11 protein-coding genes are annotated in these 21,460 nt (G+C 62.3%); 7 read left to right on the forward strand and 4 right to left on the reverse strand.

The genetic code is table 11. The annotated features are described in order from the left end of the window. Window positions 1-102: 102 nt before the first annotated feature. Together VSP_RS06740 and VSP_RS06745 are read right to left on the reverse strand one after the other, a co-directional pair. Complete coding sequence (locus VSP_RS06740; protein ID WP_009959590.1) at window positions 103-1,239, reverse strand: hypothetical protein; 1,137 nt, start codon at window positions 1,237-1,239, stop codon at window positions 103-105. Between the two features lie 98 nt (window positions 1,240-1,337). Continuing rightward, a complete protein-coding gene (locus VSP_RS06745; protein WP_009959591.1) occupies window positions 1,338-1,685 on the reverse strand; it encodes a hypothetical protein in 348 nt (115 codons plus the stop codon). A 356-nt stretch (window positions 1,686-2,041) separates the two neighbouring features. On the opposite strand from VSP_RS06745, the gene VSP_RS06755 reads away from it, so the two are divergent. The 3 genes from VSP_RS06755 (at window position 2,042) to VSP_RS06765 (ending at window position 7,333) form a co-directional block, all read left to right on the forward strand. After that, complete coding sequence (locus VSP_RS06755; RefSeq protein WP_009959594.1) at window positions 2,042-2,347, forward strand: hypothetical protein; 306 nt, start codon at window positions 2,042-2,044, stop codon at window positions 2,345-2,347. A 117-nt stretch (window positions 2,348-2,464) separates the two neighbouring features. After that, window positions 2,465-6,346 carry an NHL repeat-containing protein gene (locus tag VSP_RS06760; RefSeq protein WP_009959596.1) on the forward strand — a complete coding sequence of 1,294 codons (3,882 nt, stop codon included), beginning with the start codon at window positions 2,465-2,467 and terminating at the stop codon, window positions 6,344-6,346. A 114-nt stretch (window positions 6,347-6,460) separates the two neighbouring features. Continuing rightward, window positions 6,461-7,333: an SGNH/GDSL hydrolase family protein gene (locus VSP_RS06765; protein WP_009959597.1), complete on the forward strand. Its 873-nt coding sequence runs from the start codon at window positions 6,461-6,463 to the stop codon at window positions 7,331-7,333. A gap of 566 nt (window positions 7,334-7,899) precedes the next feature. On the opposite strand, the gene VSP_RS06770 is transcribed toward VSP_RS06765, so the two are convergent. Next, window positions 7,900-8,787 (reverse strand): LysR substrate-binding domain-containing protein, encoded by an 888-nt coding sequence (locus tag VSP_RS06770; protein WP_044134060.1) that lies wholly within the window; start codon window positions 8,785-8,787, stop codon window positions 7,900-7,902. Window positions 8,788-8,895: 108 nt separating this feature from the next. Between VSP_RS06770 and VSP_RS06775 the strand changes: the two genes are divergently transcribed. The 3 genes from VSP_RS06775 to VSP_RS06785 all read left to right on the forward strand — a co-directional run bounded on the left by VSP_RS06775 (window position 8,896) and on the right by VSP_RS06785 (window position 14,275). Further along, window positions 8,896-12,159, forward strand: a complete 3,264-nt coding sequence (locus VSP_RS06775) for an efflux RND transporter permease subunit (protein ID WP_009959599.1) — start codon at window positions 8,896-8,898, stop codon at window positions 12,157-12,159. Window positions 12,160-12,213: 54 nt separating this feature from the next. Further along, the gene (locus VSP_RS34225; protein ID WP_009959600.1) at window positions 12,214-13,434 is read left to right on the forward strand and encodes an efflux RND transporter periplasmic adaptor subunit; all 1,221 of its coding nucleotides are present in this window, start codon (window positions 12,214-12,216) and stop codon (window positions 13,432-13,434) included. 325 nt (window positions 13,435-13,759) lie between these two features. Continuing rightward, window positions 13,760-14,275, forward strand: a complete 516-nt coding sequence (locus tag VSP_RS06785) for an SgcJ/EcaC family oxidoreductase (protein WP_053332315.1) — start codon at window positions 13,760-13,762, stop codon at window positions 14,273-14,275. Between the two features lie 4 nt (window positions 14,276-14,279). Here the strand turns inward: VSP_RS06785 and VSP_RS06790 are convergent, their stop codons facing one another. Further along, window positions 14,280-15,344: a zinc-dependent alcohol dehydrogenase gene (locus tag VSP_RS06790; protein ID WP_009959602.1), complete on the reverse strand. Its 1,065-nt coding sequence runs from the start codon at window positions 15,342-15,344 to the stop codon at window positions 14,280-14,282. Between the two features lie 325 nt (window positions 15,345-15,669). Between VSP_RS06790 and VSP_RS06795 the strand changes: the two genes are divergently transcribed. Next, complete coding sequence (locus VSP_RS06795) at window positions 15,670-21,456, forward strand: alpha-2-macroglobulin family protein (protein ID WP_198141336.1); 5,787 nt, start codon at window positions 15,670-15,672, stop codon at window positions 21,454-21,456. The last annotated feature ends 4 nt before the right edge of the window (window positions 21,457-21,460 follow it).

Raw genomic sequence — 21,460 nt, forward strand, 5'->3', positions numbered from 1 at the left:
TCCAAGATTGCATCAGAGAGCCACCGCCTAATCCGGCGGTGGTTTGGCCTCGCCCCAGGGTGGGGAAGGTTTCTGACTGTCTTTGACCCTGTTTCTTCGATTTCACCTGCGCCTCGGCGCACTGATGAGCTGCATGGATCCAACAAATTCCGAAGCACCAAGAGGGCTTCGGACGGCAGTGTTTTTTTGCCATTTTCCTTCTGTGGATAAGAAGGTTGGCCGTGCGCCCGGCTTCAGCTCCGGGCCGGGAAAAGAATATTCCGTTGGCCGATGAGGAGAAGGTGCGGGGGCGCTCTTCCACGCAGAGACATCGCGGCGTCTTTGAGTGGCGATGGCAACAAAAGCAAAGAACACCAACACCACAATCCGCGGTTCCGGAACGGTCGAGAACTCGATGCCAGATGATGCCATGCTGTCCAGATAGAGTGCGATCAAGTCGTCAACCGAAGTGGTGCCTCCCACTCCGTAGTGGATGCCCACGAGGACGAGTTGCCCGTCAACGACCGTAAAGGTGGGGCTGCCGGAGTCGCCAGCCTGCAAGAGCGCTTCGCCAATGCTGGAATCTTGATCGTAAACCAGTCCCTTCTTGATCACGCCGCCGCCCAAGTTCACGTCCACCAGTCCCTCGGAAGTGTTGGTTCCAATTCGTGGAGAGTACCAGGGGGCAGTGGTTTGTTCTGTCCCGTCACCATGGCCATACACCAGCAGGGAGAGGCCTTGATATTCGCTTGTGTCTCCCAGATCCAGAATGGCATATGAGGCGATGCTGGATGATACGGTGGTGGTGAGGCGCCCGATCCTCAAGTCACCCAGGGCATCTGCAATCTCGGCAGTGGGTTCAAAAGTGTAGCTCGTGTCCACAGTGTAGGTCAGGACGGTGCCGTCTGCCGTCACAAACGACACCTCGGACCCAATTCCGTAGTGTGCCGAATAGACAAAGTACTGGTCGCTGATCATGGTGATCGCGCGGGTGGGCAGAGCCGTGTCCCAGCCGACTCCCGAGAGGTCGTAGCTCGCCGCAACGGACCCTGCGCTGGAGTTTATCACCGGGGCGCTGGGGAAGCCGGAATCAAACCGGTCATGCAAGTCCGGGTTGTAACCCACAATCGTGATCGCGTGGGCGGACGCCGTGAGGCACAGCGCGAAGATGAAGAGAATGAAACGACGCAACATGACATGCCGTGGTGGATGATGCGGGGTGCTCAACAAGGCGTTGTCCAGATTCCAGCGCGGTTTCATCAGGAATAGAGGAAAGTGCAAATGATCGGCTGAAGATGAAGGGCAATTTCATGGACCGGATCCATCGGGTTCGGTCTGCTACCCCGTGGAGGTCGGCGTCAGGCTGCATCAATGTGCCCATCGTTTTCCAGCAGTTTTGCCACGGATGACCATGTGTGAATCCATTCTTTGATGTGAGCGGGATCAACTTCGAAGAGGGAGGCGCAGGCTGACAGCTGCGTGTCCTGGGTGGATAGCACCACCACCAGAGCTGCCATCAAGATCGGATTGCAAGCCATGGTGAAGTGAGGCCTCCCGCGAAATGTCCTGGGCACCGACTCGTGACGGGAGGCCTCCAACAGCGCGATGACGTCACTCTCGTCATTCACCCGCAGCCAGAGCCGGATGACCAGATAGTGGCGTTCCTCCACTAAGAAACTGCTGATGATGCCTGAGCTTTGTTCCATGACGGTCGAGGGGTGACTCTCAGCCGGAACACTGCCCGTCCGACAGGAATGCTCAAATGGGATGGCTCAAAGGCGGTCAATTGTGTCATGAAGGCAGTGGATGCGATCATGAACCCCGCCCCTCACAGCTGCATGGAGCCGAAAAAAATTCAATTTCCAATGCCAATTTCAGAAGGGGACGACAATTCCACTGTGTGAACGTATTTGAGCAAAACGCCCCCTCCGCCAAGGGCATTCGGCCAGCCCTCCGGCGTGGACGCCTGCCTTGCCGCTGGTGTCAGTCCTGGAAACGAGGGTGGGGCTCAGTTTTGACGACAGACTGGACCGTCCCGGGTGTTTTTTGAGAGAGAAGATTCATGGACCAGCCCGCCACCATACCAGAAGCCATCACAGACGAACTCTTCGTCAGCCTGCTCGTAGCCAATCAGCCCCGGGTTTACCGCTTTCTCATGACGCTGGTGCCGCTGAGGGAGGGGGTGGAGTTTGCCGGGGGCAGTGTCATCGTGCGGCTGGCGGCAGACGGCGGGCTGGGCTGGCCCTTGAAAGGCTCTGCGGAAGACGTGGCCGTGGCCCGGCGCAAGGGCACGGCACCCCTGCCACTAAAAGTTAGAAGACTGAACACCAGTGAGTTGCGCCTAAACGCCTCTTCACCTGCAAGATGAGTTTGACGAACATCATCTAGCGTTCTGTGTCAGACACTTGACTCATAACCCGTAACCTCCAAGTCTGATTTTAGGGTTATTTCAAACAGCCCGTTCCATTTCAACCTCCGTTTCCTCATGCGTTTGTCCCATTTTGTTTTCATGGCCGTCATGGTCATTGGACAGTTCTTGTCTCGCGCCCAGGCTGCGGGGGAGGGCGTGCCCGTCACTTTTGAGTTGCCCAACACGCCGGGGAAGACCTATCTGGTCACCCTGGCCACGGTGGAGGAGTCCCGGCCAGACTGGGTGGTGAGCACCTTCGTGGCGGGCGAGCCATTCACCGTCACGACGGAAAACAAGGGGCGGTTCACGGTGCGATGGGATGGCTTGGATGAGAACTGCATGCCCGTGCCTCCCGGATCTTACGGTCTGAAGGGCATCTGCTCTGAGGCGCGCGTCTGGCCGGTGGACGGGGAGATGCATGCCATCACGCCGTGTTTCGCCGGTGGGGCTTCCCGCTGGTTGCCGTCACCCGATCGCTGGGAGCTTCCGGTGCCCTTTGGCGGGGATCCCGTCAATGCACCGCTTCAAGATGTGGCCGTGGGCCCGAACGGTGTGGCGGTCTTCTACTACCAGTACCTGGAGAACGGCACGAACTGCCCCATGTTCGACCTGAACAAGCCCGTGGGATATGAACAGTTCCTGAAAGCCTTCTCCTCGGGTGGCGCGGGTGGCGGGCCTGCGGTCGCCACGGACGGTGAGACCGTCTGGGCCTTCAGCACCGATGGCGGGCCCAAGTTTGTGTATCGTGCGGACCAGAAGTCGTTTGGTCAGAGCCCCGGGGCGAATCGTCGCAACGGCTATCTTCCAGAAGGCTGGGTGACGGCCATGGCGGTGGCGCGGGAGTCGTCCGCCGCCCGACCCGTGGTTTATGTGGCCCAGCGCGGCAGGATTGTGACCGAATCCACTGCGGGGCCATCTTCCTACTCGCACCGGTTTGTGGAAAGCAAGACCGAAGCCGTGGACCAGATCACCGTGCACGACGGGGGCGTGGGCAAGGTGCTTCAGACCTTGACGCTGGAGCGGCCCCTGGGGCTCGTGATTCAAGGTGGCCGGCTGCATGCGCTTCACAAGCGGGCAGAGAGGTTCGTGGTAAGCACGATGGCTTTGAAGGACGGTCTCCCCGCCGCAGACTGGGAGCTGGCGTTTGAAGTGCCCGTCGAGGTGACGCCCGGAGACCTGGAGTGCGATGCGTCCGGCCGGTACTACCTCAGCGATGCCCCCGCCAACAAGGTGTACCAGTACGACAGCCAGGGCAGGGTGCTGCGGACCTTTGGCCGTGCCGCCCGGCAGGAGCCAGGAAAATACGACCGGGAGACTTTCATGGCTCCCGGCAAGCTCGCAACGTGGCGGGACGCCGCAGGCAAGGACCGCCTGCTGGTCGTGGACCAGGAGGGGCCCAACCGCGTGAGCGAATGGGGCGCAGAGAGCGGCCAGCTCATCCGGGACTTCCCCTCCCACCAGACCAAGTGCAACAATGGTTATGCCATCGATCCCGCGGACTCCTCCCTGGTCTATCTCCCGGGTCACGGTGGCTGGCTGACCCGGTTCAAGATTCACCCAAGCACCCGGGAGTGGCAGGTGGATGCCGTCTGGCCGGATGTGGAAGCGGGGCAGCGCAAGGGTCTGGACAAGCCGGTGGCCGTGCGGGTGCAGGACCGCCTCTATCTTGCCAGCGACCAAAACCTCTCCATCTACCGCCTTGAGGGCAACCGCTGGATGCGCTCCGCAGGGCTGGTGCAGCAGGAGAAGAAGTCCTTCTTCTGGAATGACGCCAACCACAATGGGGCGGCTGATCCGGAGGAGTTGCGCCCCACTGACGTGCCCAAGGGCGTCCTTACCTATCACGGCCAGCGCTGGCTGTCAGACCTCAGCTATGTGGCCCCGGCCATGGGCGGGCAGGACGTCTGGCGTCTGGCTCCAGCGTCCTTTGATGAGCACGGCAATCCGGTGTTCCAGTCCTGGCAGAAGGTGCTCACAGACCCTGTCTTCGCCTCACGCAACGCAGGCACCGCCGATGCGCTGCACGGGGGCAACGAACTGGCGGACAACTTCTCCAGCGACTGGATGCAGGTGGATGGTTCGATGAAAGACGGGTTCTACATCCAGGCCCGGGGCGGGCGCAACTTTGATGCAAATCGCGGACCCCAGCACAAGATCTCCCGCTATGTGCCGGACGGGAAGGGGGGCTTTCAGTTGAAGTGGCGGGTGGGGCGGAGCGTGTTGGGCGGAGAGGCCCGGCGTGGCGAGCTGACCGGCGGCATGCGCCTCTTCAAACCGCTGAACGGATTGCTCACGGTGGTGGACCAGAGCCGGAGCGGACTCTTCCTCTATACCGATGACGGGCTGTATGTGGACACGTTGTTCCCACCGGGCGAGAGGAAGGGCACAGGCGTGTATCAGCAGCCTGGCGAATTCTTTGCCGGGACCGTCTTTACCGATGCGGCGAGCGGCAGGATCTACTACGGTTCAGGGAAGTACACCCCCCTGCTGTATGAGATGCGGGGCTGGTCTTTGCAGGAAAATCCCGTCCGCCGTCTCACCACGCTGCCCAAGGCCGTTGTCATTCGTTCCAGTGAAACAGCCTCCCCTCCGGAAATCGCGCTCAGCTTGCGAGGCGGGGCCGGGAAGGCGCGCGTGGCCCGTTTTGCCCCTGCGCTGGGCGGCGCCGTGCTGGATGGCTCATTGACAGGATGGGAGAGTGCGGCCCCGGTCATCTTCGGGCCGGGTAAAGATCGCACGGTGGAGGTTCGAGGTCTCTATGATCCGGATCACCTTTACCTCCGGTGGCATGTGCGCCTGGGAGCCGCGTTCCAGCCAAGGTCCACGCCGCCGTTGGAGCGGTTGTTCACGCATGACCAGTCGGCAGAAACGGTGGGCCTCTATTTTCAAGGGGATGTCAATGCCCCGGCCAAGGGGCCTGCAGTGGGGCGCCCGGGAGATGTGCGACTGGTCTTTGGCTTGTTCAAGAATGGGGAAAAGCTCGTCCCGGCGGGAGTTGGTCTGTATCCCAAGTGGGAGGGGAACAAGGGCGTACGCCAGGTGTACCGGACTCCGGTGGGTGAGGCCGTCTTTGAGCATGTGGGGAAGGTGGAGGGGCTGAGGCTGGGCCACGCCATTGATGAGGACGGCAGGGGATTTGTCATTGTCGCCTCCATCCCGCGCAACGCGTTCCCGGCTTTGAAATCTGGGTTCGATGGAACACTTCGGACCCAGGTTAACTTTGATGCCAACCTTGGCGGGCATCAGAAGTTCTGGTGGGCGAACACCGATGGCTCAGCCAGCGTGGAGACCTATGATGAACCCAGCGAGGCGCGGCTTTACCCAGGATCGTGGGCACCGCTGACGTTTGAAGGCCTGGAGCGCGGCGTCGTGGCACAGCATTGGCAGTTGCTGGGCCCGTTCGGCGGTCCTGGGGCAGAGAAGTTCACGCGCGATCCGCAGAACAAAAAGGAGGTGCAAAAGTTCTATGAATCGGCAACCTTCCCGCCAGATGATGCCAGGGTGGATTTGAAGGCTGCCTATGAGGGGCCGCAAATCAAAGGCTACTGGCCAGATCAGAAACGGCTGATGTGGAAGCCAGCGAAAGCCGCGGACCTCGATACCCGCATCATCTGCGGAGAGGGGGCGCAGGTGAACTATGGGGTGACCTGGGTGCATGTGCCGGAGGACAAATCACTGATCCTTGAGTTCCAAGGGCACCGCATGACCTACCTCCGCTGGTCGCTGAATGGCGAAGCTCTGGAGGTGCCGGCCAAGGAGTACCTGGAAGCCGGGGCGAAGCAGCTCATGACGGCGAGTCGCCCGGTCCTTCTGAAGAAAGGGTGGAATCAGATCTTCTTCCGCAGTTACAACGTGGGTTATGTCCCCTATCGCGTGGGCTTGGTGGTAAAGGGGCCCGCAAAGGACCTGTGGGACTTGCGCTTTACCGGGAACCCTCCGGAAGCTGGCGACAACTAGCGGCATCGCGATTTAGGAGTCTGTCGTCATGTGCCGGTGGAGTTGCTAATTTTGGTCGAAACGGCGCGTTAATATCTCACTGGTCTTTCGGCCAGCCTCACTCATCTCTCTACCATGAAGTCAAAACCGTCCTTCTCCCGCCTCGCCATCGCGCTGGCCGCCTTGTCCGCCTTTGTCACCTCCCTTACGGCGGCAGATGCTCCTCTGGTCAAAACGGGCACCAAGGTCGCGTTCCTTGGCGATTCCATCACCCAGGGCGGAGCGAGCCATCCTGGTGGCTATGTGCGCCTGGTTGAGAGCGGGCTCAAAGCCGCTGGCATCAACATCGTGGCCATCCCGGCGGGCATCAGCGGCCACAAGTCCAACGACATGCTGGCCCGTCTGGACAAGGATGTGATCAGCAAGACGCCGGACGTCATGACCCTGAGCTGCGGCGTCAATGACGTCTGGCATGGGCCTCGTGGTGTGGAGCTGGATGCCTACAAGAAGAACATCACGGAGATCGTGGATCGCGCTCAAAAAGCCGGCATCCAGGTGGTCATCCTCACTTCCACCCTCATCGGCCCCAAGCTGGATGATGCCAACAACACCAAGGCCAAGGCCTACAACGAATTCCTTCGTGATCTGGCCAAGGAGCGCAAGCTGCCGGTCGCAGACCTCAATGCCGACATGATCGAAGCACAGTCCAAAGACGCCCCTGGCGGCGGCAAAGTAAATGTCACCACCGACGGCGTGCACATGAACTACCTGGGCAATCTCATGATGGCCAAAGGGGTGCTGAAGAGCTTCGGCCTCAGCAGTGCCGATCTCGCCAAGGCAGAAGCGAGCTGGCAGACCATTCCCGATGCGGTGACCGTGACCGCCAAGGCCAAGCTCAGCTTGAAACAGATGGAGGCCCTGGAAGCCTACGCCGCTAAACAGAAGAAGTCTGTGGATGCGGTGATCGCGGAGATGCTGCAGGCCGCGGTGGCGGGAGCGGTGAAATAGTTTGCCGGTTGCGCGCGCTTTCTGGCACCCCTTCAGGGTGCAATGAAATATCAAAGATACCAGGGGCAGGGCTCGTCAGACTCGCCCGGCCCCTGGCTACCCTCTGAGATGCCTTCGGCATGGCGGAGATGACGGCTAGAGTGGGAGCGGGGGGAGCTTCGCCGCGGGCCGCACGTGACGCTGGAGGCTGATACGCTTTATCTTACGTGACAGATGACCATCACCTGGATGCGAAGCATCTTTAGGAGTGCGGCGAGAATCGCCGCTTTCGGGAGTCCTGTGCAGGATAGGCGGCGAGAAAGCGTCGTCGAAGGGAGGCGGCGCTGCGGGAGAGCGAAGGGTGACAGGAAATCACAAGGGGTGCCCAAGCGGCGGTTCCCGCGCGCACTCCAAAATCCCGCTTCGCGGGATCAGGTGCTGGCTGCGCTGGGTGATGTGGGAGCGCTGGGGCCTTGATCTGGAGTTCCATTCTCCATCACTCCACCACTCCGTCACTCCACCACTCCGTCACTCCATCACTCCATCACTCCATCACTCCATCACTCCACCCTGTCCACCGCCCCCCCTCACGACTCCGCCGCCAGCTCTTTGAAACAACCCCGGAAGTTCGCCAGGATCGGGGACTCATCCTGCTTCCGCCAGACCAGCACGGTTTGCACCTTGGGCAGCCCTTTGGGCAGCGGGCGGAAGATGAGGCCGGGGCGTTTGACCTGGGCCAGGGTCGCTGTGGTGGGGGCGACGCCGAAGCCGGCGGAGATGAGCCACATCTTGGTCTGGATGTCGTGAGCATACTGTACTGCTCGTGGCGTGGCACCCACTTTGGCGCACTCGGCGAGGAATGAATCGTAGTACCCGTGCTGCACCCGCGGGTCCATCATCACGAGCCCCTCGCCGTCAAAGTCAGCCCAGGTCAGCTTCTCTTTGCGTGACAGGCGGTGGCCGGTGGGCATGGCCAGGAGCTGGCTGGATTCCTCCACATGCATGGAGTCCAGCTCCGCGAAACCCACCGGCGGCCGCAGCAAGCCGGCGTCCAATTCCCCGGCGCGGAGTCGATGCAGTTGCTCCGTGCTCGTCAGGTCAAAGAGGGACAGCTGCACGCCCGGGAACTTCTGATGGAAACAACGAAGGATCTTGGCCAGCCACGCATTCGCCGTGGGCGCAATGATGCCTACTCTCAAGGTGCCCACCAGCCCCTGGTCCGCATGGCGTGCCCGTTTCTCCGCCTGATTGGCGGCAGACAATACGATGCGAGCTTCCTCAAGAAAGACTCTTCCCGCGTGGGTGAGATTGACGGATCGCGTGTTGCGAATGAAAAGCTGGACGTTGAGTTCTTCCTCCAGAGATTTGATCTGCGAACTCAAAGCGGGCTGTGCGACATGAAGAATCTCCGCTGCACGGTGAAAGTTTAAAGTGTCTGCCACCGCAGTAAAGTAACGCAAATGTCGCAGTTCCATGGCCATTGATACGTTTGGCCTATCAGTGCGGGACCAAGCTTATATTGGGAAAATGTGTGCAAATCGTTTATTTGCCCGCCCAGCAATTATTGAAAGGAACCCCCCCTAATGTGGATTGTCCGTCTTGCGCTTCGGCGTCCTTATACCTTTGTCGTTCTGGCATTGGTGCTCCTCCTGTCCACGCCGGTCATCCTTCTCAGGACCCCTACGGACATCTTCCCGTCGATCAACATCCCGGTGATCTCCATCATCTGGCAGTATGCAGGATTGAGCCCGCAGGAGGTGGAGCAGCGCATTCTCTACATTCACGAGCGCTCGTTGAGCGCGACGGTCAATGACATTGAGCACATTGAGTCGAACTCCTATAACGGGGTGGGGATTATCAAAGTGTTCCTCCGCCCAGGTGCCTCCGTGGATGCGGGCGTGGCCCAGTTGACAGCGGTGGCGCAGACCATCTTGAGACAGATGCCGCCGGGCCAGACGCCGCCGCTGGTGATCCGGTACAACGCCTCCACGGTGCCGATTCTGCAGTATGCCTTTACCAGCAACAAGATGTCCGAGCAGGAGATCTATGACACGGCGCAGAATCAGGTGCGCGTGGCTCTGGCCAGTGTGCAGGGGGCACAGATCCCCTGGCCCTATGGTGGCAAGACGCGGGTGGTTTCCGTGGACCTGGACCTCACGGCGCTCAAGTCCAAGAACCTCACAGCGCGGGATGTGGTGAACGCCATGGATGCGCAGAACCTCATTCTCCCGGCCGGTACGGCCAAGATCAAGGAGACGGAATACAACGTGGGGGTGAACAGCAGCCCGCGGGTGCTGGATGAACTCAACAACCTGCCGGTGAAGACGGTGAACGGGGCCACCATCTATGTGCGGGATGTGGCGCAGGTGCGCGATGGTTATCAACCGCAGCAGAACGTGGTGCGCAAGGACGGCGTGCGCGGGGTGTTGCTCACCATCATGAAGAGCGGCATGGCCTCCACTCTCCAGGTGGTGGACAGTGTGAAGGGCGAGTTGCCGCGACTGCTGGCGGGCCTCCCGGACGATCTGAAGGTGGAAGAGTTTGCCGACCAGTCCCTCTTCGTGCGGGCGGCGGTGAATGGGGTGGTGCATGAGGGCATCATCGCGGCGGCGCTGACAGCGTTGATGATCCTCCTCTTCCTTGGCTCATGGCGCAGCACCGTTATCATTGCCGTCTCCATCCCGCTGTCGGTATTGGCCTCCATTGCCATCCTGAGTGCGCTGGGGGAGACCATCAACCTCATGACGCTGGGCGGCCTGGCCCTGGCCGTGGGCATCCTGGTGGACGATGCCACGGTGGAGATTGAGAACGTGCACCGGCACATGAGCATGGGGAAACCCTTCGTGCAGGCCATTCTGGACGGGTCCAAGGAAATTGCGCTCCCTGCCTTCGTGTCCACCCTCTGTATCTGCATCGTGTTCGTGCCCATGTTCTTCCTCACGGGGGTGGCGCGTTACCTCTTTGTGCCGCTGGCAGAGGCGGTGGTGTTCGCCATGATGGCCAGCTACTTCATCTCCCGTACGCTGGTGCCCACCTTGATCGCCTGGTTCTACAAGAACGTGCCCCATCATGCCCCGGAAGATGCGGCTCACGGCGGACAGGGCCAGGGTGCCCCCGGGAAGAAGCCGTTCCTTCTGGCGCGTCCTTTCGTGGCTTTCCAGCGCGGCTTCGAGCGTGCGTTCGCCAGCTTCCACGCCGGCTATCAGCGGTTGTTGGGGGCGGTGCTGCAGCAGCGGGTGGCCTTTGTCATCCTTTTCCTGGCCATGGCCGCAGGGTCCCTGGCCCTGGTGCCGCAGTTGGGACAGGATTTCTTCCCGCAGGTGGATGCCGGGCAGATGAAGCTCCACCTCCGTGCCCGCAGCGGGACGCGGATCGAGGAAACCGCCCGGCTGGTGGACGCGGTGGAGCAGGTCATCCGCAAGGAGATCCCCTCCCATGAGATTGCCGGCATCCTGGACAACATCGGGATTCCCAACTCCGGCATCAGCCTTTCGTACTCCAACAACGGCCTCTACGGCACGGGGGATGCGGACGTTTTGGTGTCCCTGAAACATGGCCACCAGCCCACAGAGGAGCATGTGCGCCGTCTGCGCCTGCGCCTGAACAAGGAGTTTCCCGGAACCACCTTCTACTTCCTGCCGGCCGACATCGTGAGCCAGACGCTGAACTTCGGTCTGCCGGCGCCCTTTGACGTGCAGATCTACGGGCGTAATCAGACGGCCAACCGGGCGCTGGCGGCGAGGCTGGCCGACAAGATTCGCGCCATTCCCGGCGCGGTGGATGTGCGGGTGCAGCAGCCTGCGGACCAGCCCCAGTTCACCGTGGAGGTGGATCGCGAGAAGGCCGCCGAGATCGGCCTCACCGAGCGTGATGTGGCCAACTCTGTGCTGCTGAGCCTGAGCGGCAGCGGCCAGGTGCAGCCCCTCTACTGGCTGAACCCCACCAATGGCATTCAGTACCTCATCAATGCTCGTACCCCGGAGCGTGAGATGGACTCCCTGGCGAATCTGGAGGCCATTCCGGTAAGCCGCAGCCAGGCGGGTGAAGGAGACGGGCAGCTCCTGTCCAACCTGGCCACCCTGAAGCGCGGTCAGGGGCCGGGCGTGATCTCGCACTTCAACGTGCAGCCGGTGATCGACGTCTTCGGCGGCGTGAGCGGCCGGGACCTGGGCGGCGTGGTGAGCGATGTGCAGAAGCTGGTGGATGAGATGCAGCATGAACTGCCCAAGGGCACCTACATCCTGATGCGGGGCCAGGCAGAGACCATGCGGAGCAGCTTCCACGGACTGGGCCTGGGCATGATCATGGCCATTGCTCTGATCTACATGCTGCTGGTGGTGAACTTCCAGAGCTGGGTGGACCCCTTCATCATCATCACCGCGCTGGTGGGCGCCATTGCCGGGGTGGTGTGGGGCCTGTTCCTCACCCAGACCACGCTGAACGTGCCTGCGCTGATGGGTGCCATCATGAGCCTGGGTGTTGCTACCGCGAACTCGGTGCTCATTGTGAGCTTTGCCCGGGACAACGTGTTGCAGGGGGCGACCCCGCTGCAGGCGGCCTTCAACGCCGGCAGCACCCGCATCCGTGCCGTGCTCATGACGGCCCTGGCCATGGTCATCGGCATGGTGCCCATGAGTCTCGGCGTGGGTGAGGGGGGCGAACAGAACGCCCCGCTCGCCCGGGCGGTGATCGGTGGTCTGACCCTGGCCACGCTGGCCACCCTCTTCTTCGTGCCGGCGGTGTTCTCCCTGCTGCATCGCCCTAAGGTGACCGTGCTGGATCCGCTCCTCATGGACGAGGACGACGCTGCCCTGCCCGCCGCAGCCATGAAGTCCGCAGTTTCCTAGTCCCTTTCATTCGTAAGGTATTTTCATCAAACCCCCCGTCGTCCTTTTCAGAACATGAACGCTGACATTCCCGCCACCCCCGGCGCTCCGGTGACCCGTCCGCCTGAACCCTTCTCCGTGCCTCCCGGCAGACGCCCCCGGCTGAGTCTCTATTACCTGGGCACCATCCTCCTGGCAGGTGCCGGGGTGTACTTTGGCATGGTTCCCCGTTTGCAGCAGAAGGCGCTCGTGGCCGCAGAGACGCAGGAACTCTCCACGCCCACGTTTGACACGGTCAACCCCGGGCCAGGCAAGGTGCCGGAAGGTCTGACCCTGTCTGCCGAGCTTAAGCCGATCATCGAAACACCCGTGTACGCCCGTGCGAGCGGATATGTGCGGGCCTGGTCGGTGGACCTCGGCGCGGTGGTGAAGGCGGGCGACCTGCTGGCGGAACTGGAGACGCCGGAGCTGGATCGTGAAGTGGCCGAGGCCCATGCGACCCTGCAGCAGGCCGAGGCGGCTCGTGCCCTGGCAGAGACCACCGCCAAGCGGTGGGCGACTCTGGCAGAAACCCGCCTGGTGAGCACGCAGGAGGTGGATGAAAAACGCGCTGACCTCACGCTGAAAACGGCCGCTGTCAATGCCGAGCGCGCCCGCGTGCAGAGGCTGGAGCAGTTGGTGGATTTCTCAAAGATCACCGCGCCCTTTGCCGGCACCATCACCGCCCGCCAGGTGGATGTGGGGGAGCTCGTGAGCGCGGGCAGCAGCCATGAGCTCTTTCGCCTTGCCCGTACGGACCGCTTGCGTGCGTACATCCGTGTTCCCCAGAGCCAGTCTCGCGCCGTGAAGCTGGGGCAGATTGCGGAGATCGCCCTCCCTGAGGCGCAGGGACGCACGTTTGAGGCCAAAGTCGTGCGCACCGCCGGTGCGATCGATGCGGCCTCCCGCACGCTGCTGACCGAGCTGGAGATCGACAACTCCAAGGGCGAGATCCTCGCCGGCAGCTATGCCCGGGTGCGCCTGGCACATGCCCAGGAGAATGTGACGCTGACGCTCCCTGCCAACACCCTTCTCTTCCGTGCCGAGGGCATCCAGGCTGGCGTCATCGACGCCAACAACAAGGTGCAACTCCGCACGCTCAAGCTGGGGCGTGACTTCGGACCCAGTGTGGAGATCCTGGACGGCGTGACCGTGGCCGACCGTGTGATCTTGAACCCGCCCGACTCCCTGTTGCAGGGAGCGATGGTGCGGCCTGCCACGCCCGCCAAGCCGGAAGTGACCACGGCGGCGCGGTGAGGATTTCGAACCCGGAGGGTTCACCACGAATAGCCACGGGTTAGGCGAGTCTAGCGAGCTCAACCCGTGGGAAGTCGTCTGCACCGAACTACCGCGGAGCGGTAGGCCCTGAGCGGGGAGCTTAGAATGTGGCGTTTGGTCGCCCTGATGGCCTACCGCTCCGCGGTAGAGCTTCTGCCCCACCTGTCCCATGGGTTTCACTCGCTACGCTCGTTTCACCGCATGGCTATTCATGGTGAACCCTTCGGGTTCGGGGCGGTGCGCGCCTTATATCGTCGGCGCATGACTTCTTGCCTTCTCCCGACAATCTTGCTTGGATGATGGCATGCCTGCCGCACCTGCTGATGGGGACGTGAACAAGGAGATCACAGACCTTTACCACCACCTGCTGGCAGCGTGGAATGCCCGGGACGCCAGCGGGATGGCGGCCCTTTTTCACGGGGATGGCAGCGTGGTGGGCTTCGACGGCAGTCAGATGAATGGACGGGCCGCGATCGCCGCAGAGCTGGGCGACATCTTTGCCAGGTATCCCACCGCCGCGTTTGTGGGGCTGATCCGGGAGATCCGTGCTCTGGGGCCGGAGGGCGTGCTGCTGCGTGCGGAGGTGGGGATGGTGCCGCGGGATCTGGCGGACATCAATCCGGCGCTGAATGCCATCCAGAGTCTGGTGGCGGTGCGCCTGCCGTCTGGCGTGTGGAGGATCGCGTTGTTTCAAAACACCCCGGCGGCGTTTCACGGCCGGCCAGAGTTGAGTGAGAGACTGACGGAAGAGCTGCGTGCGGAGGTGCAAAGATTGCACTCAAACCCGCACGCGCATTCCCAGCCGCCTACGGCGAGCTGATCGATCAGCCTTCCGGCGTCAGCACCACCTTGAGCAGGCCGTTGCCCGGCTGCACGCCCTTGTGGAACCAGTCGCCGCCCTCGCTGAGCGGGGCCACCACGCTGAGAAGGGGCTGTACCTGGATGGTGCCGTCTTCGATGCGCTCGATCGCCTCGGGATACTCCCCGGCGCAGGCGCAGGAGCCACGCAGCGTGATCTGGCGGGTCACCACTTCCTGGAGCGGGAAGGGCACATTTGGCTGGAGGTTGCCCACCAGCACCACCGTGCCGCCCTTGCGCACACTGCGGATGGCGAGGTCCACCGGCGCGGCGGCACCCACCACCTCGAAGCTGGCGTCCACGCCATCGCCGCCACCCAGTTCGCGCAGCTTGGCGGCCAGGCCTTCTTCTTTGGCGTTAAAGGCGTCTTCCGCGCCCAGTTGTTTGGCCAGAGCCAGACGGGAGTCGTCCAGATCCACGGCGTACACCTTGTTCCAGCCGCGAGCCTTTAGCGCCTGCAGCACCAGCAGGCCGATGAGGCCTGCGCCCACCACCACAGCCATCTCCTGACGGGTGGTCAGGGCGGGGGAGTGGGCATTCGGCTTGGGGGCCAGGTTCACCGCGTGCAGGGCAATGCTCACGGGCTCGGCGAAGGCGGCCTTCTCATAGGCGAGGCCGTCTGGCAGGCGGTAGAGGATGTGCTGGGGCAGGGCCACCTGGTCGGCGAAGCAGCCGTGGCGGCGGTAGTCGCCACAGGAGACCCCCAGGACTTTGCGGTTCTTGCACAGGTTCACATTGCCCGCCTTGCAGTCGGGGCAGTGTCCGCAGTACTCCGTGGAGTCGAAGGTCACGCGGTCCCCCACCTTCCAGTCGGTCACGCCTTCACCCACGGCGGAGATTTCACCGGCAGCCTCATGGCCCATGATGATGGGGGGGATGCGGCGGCCGCTGCGGCCGTCCATGCCGTGCAGATCACTGCCGCAGATGCCGCAGGCCTTGATGTCCACCAGCACCTCGCCCTGCTGGGGCTGGGGGGCGGGAGCATCACCAAATTCGAAAGTAGAGGGGGCGACAAGGGTCAGTGCTTTCATGGAGGGAGGAGGAAAAAATCAGCCCCGGCTCAAATCCGGGGAAAGGAAGAAACGCCGGTCAGGAAAGGACTTTTCAAGGGGGGAGTCAAACAGTCTTGGAGAATCTGCGTGGATTCAAAAATATCGCCCAACAGTTCTTTCTCCGCGCTGTCTTGTAATTCCGCGTCACAATCTTTAACACAGTGCGAAGCACAACCATATGTCCCGCTGGTCAGGAATTTTCGTGCCGCGCAATTGGGGGAAGTTGCCCGGCGCGGTCTTTGGAGAGTTTAAATACCGTCCCCCGGCATGGGGGGTTGCGGCATTCCAAGCCACGTTCGAGAGCATGTCCCGACGGCCTGGCACCTGGGCGGGCACCATCGTCGCGGCCGGTCTGCTGAGCATCGGCGGCTGGCATGGCTACCACTGGTGGGAGGCTCACAAGCCGCGTCCCACCGTGCTCACCGTCCAGCGGGAGGTCATCGGCAAGCTGACCGCCCCGCCGGTGACGCCGGTGGTGAAGGGCAAGGCCCAACCCCAACCCCTGCGGCTGGACTTTGACCAGTCCCTGGCACAACTGGATGAACTCGGCAAAGCCGGGGCCAAGGGGATGGAACTGGACCCGCCCCTGCCCGGCACCTGGAAATGGGTGGACGACAAGCACCTCATCTTTGAACCTGGGCGCGACTGGCCCGCCGGGGTGGACTATGAGGTGAAGCTGGACACGAGCGCCTTTGCCAAGGAGGCAAAGCTCAAGGAGTCCGTCTTCAAATTCACCACCGTGCCCTTGCAGCCTGCGGTGGTGAAGGCAGAGTTCTACACAGACCCCCAAGACCCCACCCTGCATCAGGCGGTGATGGAGTTGAAGTTCACCCATCCCGTGGAGCGGACGGATCTGGAGAAGCTCTTGAAGGTGGAAATGCTCGGGAAGACGCCCGTCTTCGGCAAGCGTGATGCTTCCGCCCCTCTCTTCACCGTGGTGGAAGGCGCTCATCAGCGGCAGTTCTGGGTGCGCACCAGCCGCATCAGCATCCCGGAGAAGGAGGACTTCATCAAGTTGACCCTCGAACCGGGGCTGAAGACCACCAACGGAGGCGGGGGCACCAGCAAGCCGGTGGGCTCGAACGTGCGCGTTCCGGACATCTACAGCGGCTTCAACGTGGAAAGCGCGGACACCCGCATCATTCGCACGGATGAAGGCGAGCCCGAGCAGTATCTGTTTGTCGAAGCGAGCGGCTATGCCCGCGGGGAGGAGATGGAGAAGCACATCCAGGCCTGGCTGCTCCCCAAGGACAAACCTGCGGACAAGGACGGCAAGGTGGTGGAAGACTACAACTGGCCGGGCACCGGTGAGGTGACGCCGGAGGTGCTGAAGCTGGCCAAGCCGGTGAAACTCACCCGCGTGGAGACGGAAGTGGAGGAGGGCGAGCCCCTGAGCACTTCGCATGCCTTCAAGCTCCTGGTGGAAGAAGCGGGCCGTCTCTATGTGCGGGTGACAAAGGGCGTGGAGGCCCTGGGTGGCTTCAAGTTGGGCAAAGACTTCGCCGCCGTGGCGGATGTGCCTGAGTTCCCGAACGAGGTGGACATCCTGGGTGAGGGCGGGCTCCTGGCGCTCAATGGAGAACGCAAGATCTCCATCAAGTCCCGCGGCGTGGGCCATGTGCGCTACACGCTGGCGCGCGTTCCCTTCAGTCAGGTGAATCACGTGGCCCGCTTTGCCAAGGGCGACTTCCAGGACCCCTACTGGTCTGGGGACGTGGATGAGGAGAACATCTCCCGCATCAAGCGCGAGATCAAACCCACGGCGATGCGCAATGAGTACCAGGCCAACTACCTGACCTTTGACTTTGCCGAGGCGCTGACTGCTGCGGATCCGGCCGATCCCGATGCCTCCCGTGGTCTCTTCTTCCTGGATGTGGAAGGGGTGCGCCAGCGTGCCGATGACGAGAAGGAGGAAGCAGATGACGAAGAGGAGGGGAGCGATCCTGAGGAGGCCTGGGTGCGGGTGGAGGAGGACTGCCACGCGCGCCGCTTCATCCTGGTGACCGATCTCGGCCTGCTGGTGAAGCGCAACGCGGACGGTTCTCGTGAAGTCTTCGTGCAGAGCATCCAGAAGGGGGAACCGGTGGAAGGCGCAAAGATCATCATCCTGGCGAAGAATGGCGAGTTCATCAGTGAAGGCACCACCACCGCCGACGGCCACTGGCATGCGGATGCAGTGGAGCACCTGAAGCGTGAAAAGACCCCCGTGGCCATCCTTGCCCGCCTGGGGAACGATGTGTCGTTTATTCCCTTTAACCGTCCGGACCGGCTGGTGGACTTCTCCCGGTTCGACACGGGCGGGGTGCAGGCCTCGCAGAATGAGGCGCTGGATGCCTTCCTCTTCACAGAGCGGGGCGTCTATCGTCCGGGGGACACCGTGCACGTCAGCGGCGTGGTGCGTCGCCGGGACTGGGGCGGTGAGTTGGGTGGGCTTCCCGTGAAGATGCTGTTCTACGATGCCAAGGGCAACCAGACCGGCTCAGAGGAAGTGGCGCTGCCTGAAGACGGCTTCTTTGACCTGGAACTCCCCACGGATGAAGCCGACCCCACCGGCACCTTCCAGGCCCGACTCTATCTCATGCAGGGTGAGGATGAGGAACGCAAGATCCTCCTCGGTCGCACCACGTTCCGTCTGGAGGACTTCCAGCCTGATCGCATGAAGCTGGCGGTGAACTTCAACTCGGACGTCGGCACTGGCTGGGTGCAACCGCGCGAGGTCACGGCCTCCCTGTCGTTGCAGTCCCTGTTTGGTTTCCCCGCCGCAGACCGCACCATCAAGGCGCGGCTGGAGCTCAATCCCGCGTGGTTCGCCTTCGACAAGTTCCCAGACTACACCTTCCACACCTGGGCCAAGAGCAACCTCAATGAAGAGGATGCGGAGGAGGGGTCAGATGCCGCCAAGACGGTGGACCTGGGTGAGCAGGTGACGGATGCCCGCGGCGAGGCGACCTTTAATCTCGCGCTGGAGCGCTTTGCAGAGGGCAGCTTCTTCCTGAACTTCCTGGCCGAAGGGTTTGAGAAGGACGGGGGGCGCAGCGTGCGCACCGCCCAGTCCATGCTGGTCTCGCCCCAGCCCTTTGTGGTGGGTTACAAGCCAGATGGTGACCTGTCCTACATCTCGAAGGACAGCCAGCGCAACCTGCACCTGATCTCCCTGGCGCCCAATCTGGCCCAGGTGGCGCAGGCCGGGCTCAAACAACGCATCGTGGAGGTGCGGCATGTCTCCGTGCTGACGAAGCAGCCCAACGGCAGCTATGCGTATGAATCCACAGCGCGTGACAAGACCGTGTCTGAGGTGGACTTCAGCCTGCCTGCCGATGGCCTGACGGTGGCCCTGCCTTCCCAGCAGCCTGGCGAGTTCCGCTATGAGTTGCTGGATGGTGACAACCAGGTAGTCTGTGTCTGCCCCTTCACCGTGGTGGGCAAGGGGGAGAGCAATCGCAGCCTCGACCGCAATGCCGAACTGGATCTCAAACTGGCCAAGGGCTCCTGGAACACGGGTGAAACCCTCGAACTCAGCCTGAATGCCCCCTACACCGGGGCCGGGCTGATCACCGTAGAGCGGGAAAAGGTGCTGGGCTGGCAGTGGTTCAAATCCCCCACCACGGGAAGCACCCAGCACATCCCCGTGCCAGAGGGCATAGAGGGGAATGCGTATGTGAACGTCTCGTTCGTGCGTGCTCTGGACTCGAAAGAAATCTTCATGTCTCCGCTGAGTTATGCCGTGCATTCGTTCGCGGTGAACACGGACCAGCGCAAGATGGCGGTGGAGCTGGATGCACCTGCTCTGGTGAAGCCCAACCAGGAACTGAAGATCGGCTTCAAGGCATCCAAACCCTGCCGTCTGGTGGTGTACGCGGTGGATGAAGGCATCCACCAGATCACCGGGTACAAGCTGCCCCAGCCGCTGCCGCACTTCATGCGCAAGCGCTCCCTGGAGGTGGAGTCTTCCCAGTTGATGGATCTCATCCTGCCGGAGTTCTCCCTGCTCACGCAGTCCAGCGCCTTCGGCGGTGATGACGGCACGAAGATCAAGATGCACCTGAACCCCTTCAAGCGGAAGAAAGAGCCGCCGGTGGTCTTCTGGAGCGGGCTGGTGGAGGCCGGTCCTGAGCGGAAGGAAGTTTCCTATACCGTGCCGGATTACTTTGCCGGTCGCCTCAAGATCATGGCCGTGGCCGTGGCATCGGATGCCGTGGGCACGGCGGAAACGGCCTGCACGGTGCGTGGTCCGTTTGTCCTCAGCCCGAATGTGCCGGTCTTTGCCGCACCGGGTGACGAGTTCACCGCCAGCCTCACCGTGGCGAACAACCTGGAAGGGGCTCAAGCAGGTCCTGCCATCAAGATCTCTGCCGCTGGCGATGACCGCGTGGAGATCGTGGACGGTGCCGACCGCGACCTGGAGGTGGCAGTGGGCACGGAGGGGACCGCGAGGTTCCGCGTACGGGTGAAGAACCATCTGGGTGGCGCAGAGCTGGTCTTCAAGGCCAGCGGCGGCGGGGAACTCATGGAGCGCCGTGCCACCCTGAGTGTGCGCCCGGCGGCTCCGTTCCTCACGCACGTGCAGAGCGGTTACTTCCGCCTCGCCAAGCAGGATGTACCGGTGGAGCGTGTCATGTACCCGCAGTTCCAGAAGCATCAGGCCACGGCCAGCGCTGTGCCCATGGGGCTGGCCCGCGGTCTGGAGGCCTATCTCTCCGGCTATCCGCATGGGTGCTCAGAGCAGATCACCAGCAAGGCGGTCTCACGTCTGCTGGTGTCCAACGAGGCCGACTTTGGCTTCGACAAGGCAGAATCGGTGAAGCAGCTCGACAGCGCCTTTGGCCTGCTTCAGGCCCGGCAGAACAACAACGGTGGCTTTGGCTACTGGAGTGATGCCTGCTCAGGCGGGTTCGACTTCCTCACCATCTATGTGAGCCAGTTTCTGACCGAGGCCAAGGACGCCGGATTCGCCGTGCCTGCAGACCTGCTTGACGGTGCCAGGAGGCGTCTCTTGCAGATGGCCAAGGGGAAACCCTCCGGCCTGAACGAGACCTATCTCCAGGCGGCGGCCATTTATCTGCTGACCCGCCAGGGGGAGGTGACGACGAATTATGTCCTGAACCTGCGAGACACGCTGGAGAGCAAGTACAAGGATCAGTGGGGCAGAGATCTCACCGCTCCCTACCTTGCCGCCACCTATGCGCTGCTCAAGCAGCCCAAGGAGGGCCTCGCTCTCATCACCCAGTACCGCAAGCTGGCCAAGGCCAAGGCACCTTCGGCACGCTGGCTGGGGCCGTACTATGATGATCCGCAGGTGAACAATGCCCTGGTATTCGCCCTGGTCTGCCGGCACTTCCCGGAACTCGCGGGTGAAATCGGGTATGATGACCTCGCAGTCATCACGGATCCCATCGTGAAAGGCCGCTTCAACACCATCAGCGCGGCCAGCACCATCCTGGCGCTCAAGGCCTATTCACAGCTCGCCCAGAAGGCAGAGGTGCAGGTCTCCATCGCTGAACTGGCCCGCAGCGGCGGTGCTTTGAAGATGCTCATTCCCGGTTCGACAGGGCTGCTCTCCACGCCCTTCTCACCGGATGCCGGAACGATCCGCTTCCAGCTGGACCAGGGGGGCAAGTCGGATCTGGGAGCCTTCTATCAGGTGGTGGAGGAGGGCTTTGATGCCGGTGAGGCCAAGAATGCGATCACCGACGGCCTGGAAGTCTATCGGGAGTTCGTGGACAAGGACGGAAACCCGGTGACGAAGCTGAAAGTGGGAGAAGGCGCGGTCGTTCGTGTGCATGTGCGCAACGTGAGCGAAGGCAACCTGGAGAACATCGCCGTGCTGGACCTCATGCCCGGCGGGTTCGAGGTGGAACCCAACGCCCTCCGCCCCGGTCTGGGCACCGTCCCCGGTGCCGTGTATGTGGATGTCCGCGAGGATCGCAACGTGTTCTTCTGCTCCCTGGACAAGGGCGCGGTCAAGACCTTTGCCTACCGCATCAAGCCCGTCGCTGCCGGCTCCTACACCGTGCCTCCCGTCTTCGCCGAGGCGATGTATGACCGCGGCTTGAAGGGACGCGGGGCGTCGGGGAAGGTGGTGGTGGAGTAGGGAG

Origin of the sequence: Verrucomicrobium spinosum DSM 4136 = JCM 18804 (assembly GCF_000172155.1) — a bacterium.
Lineage (GTDB): Bacteria > Verrucomicrobiota > Verrucomicrobiia > Verrucomicrobiales > Verrucomicrobiaceae > Verrucomicrobium > Verrucomicrobium spinosum.

Excerpts from the sequence above, each read along its gene's own strand:
- VSP_RS06740 (WP_009959590.1), bottom strand. The coding sequence starts at position 1,239 with ATGAAACCGCGCTGGAATCTGGACAACGCCTTGTTGAGCACCCCGCAT.
- VSP_RS06745 (WP_009959591.1), bottom strand. The coding sequence starts at position 1,685 with ATGGAACAAAGCTCAGGCATCATCAGCAGTTTCTTAGTGGAGGAACGC.
- VSP_RS06755 (WP_009959594.1), top strand. The coding sequence starts at position 2,042 with ATGGACCAGCCCGCCACCATACCAGAAGCCATCACAGACGAACTCTTC.
- VSP_RS06760 (WP_009959596.1), top strand. The coding sequence starts at position 2,465 with ATGCGTTTGTCCCATTTTGTTTTCATGGCCGTCATGGTCATTGGACAG.
- VSP_RS06765 (WP_009959597.1), top strand. The coding sequence starts at position 6,461 with ATGAAGTCAAAACCGTCCTTCTCCCGCCTCGCCATCGCGCTGGCCGCC.
- VSP_RS06770 (WP_044134060.1), bottom strand. The coding sequence starts at position 8,787 with ATGGAACTGCGACATTTGCGTTACTTTACTGCGGTGGCAGACACTTTA.
- VSP_RS06775 (WP_009959599.1), top strand. The coding sequence starts at position 8,896 with ATGTGGATTGTCCGTCTTGCGCTTCGGCGTCCTTATACCTTTGTCGTT.
- VSP_RS34225 (WP_009959600.1), top strand. The coding sequence starts at position 12,214 with ATGAACGCTGACATTCCCGCCACCCCCGGCGCTCCGGTGACCCGTCCG.
- VSP_RS06785 (WP_053332315.1), top strand. The coding sequence starts at position 13,760 with ATGCCTGCCGCACCTGCTGATGGGGACGTGAACAAGGAGATCACAGAC.
- VSP_RS06790 (WP_009959602.1), bottom strand. The coding sequence starts at position 15,344 with ATGAAAGCACTGACCCTTGTCGCCCCCTCTACTTTCGAATTTGGTGAT.
- VSP_RS06795 (WP_198141336.1), top strand. The coding sequence starts at position 15,670 with ATGTCCCGACGGCCTGGCACCTGGGCGGGCACCATCGTCGCGGCCGGT.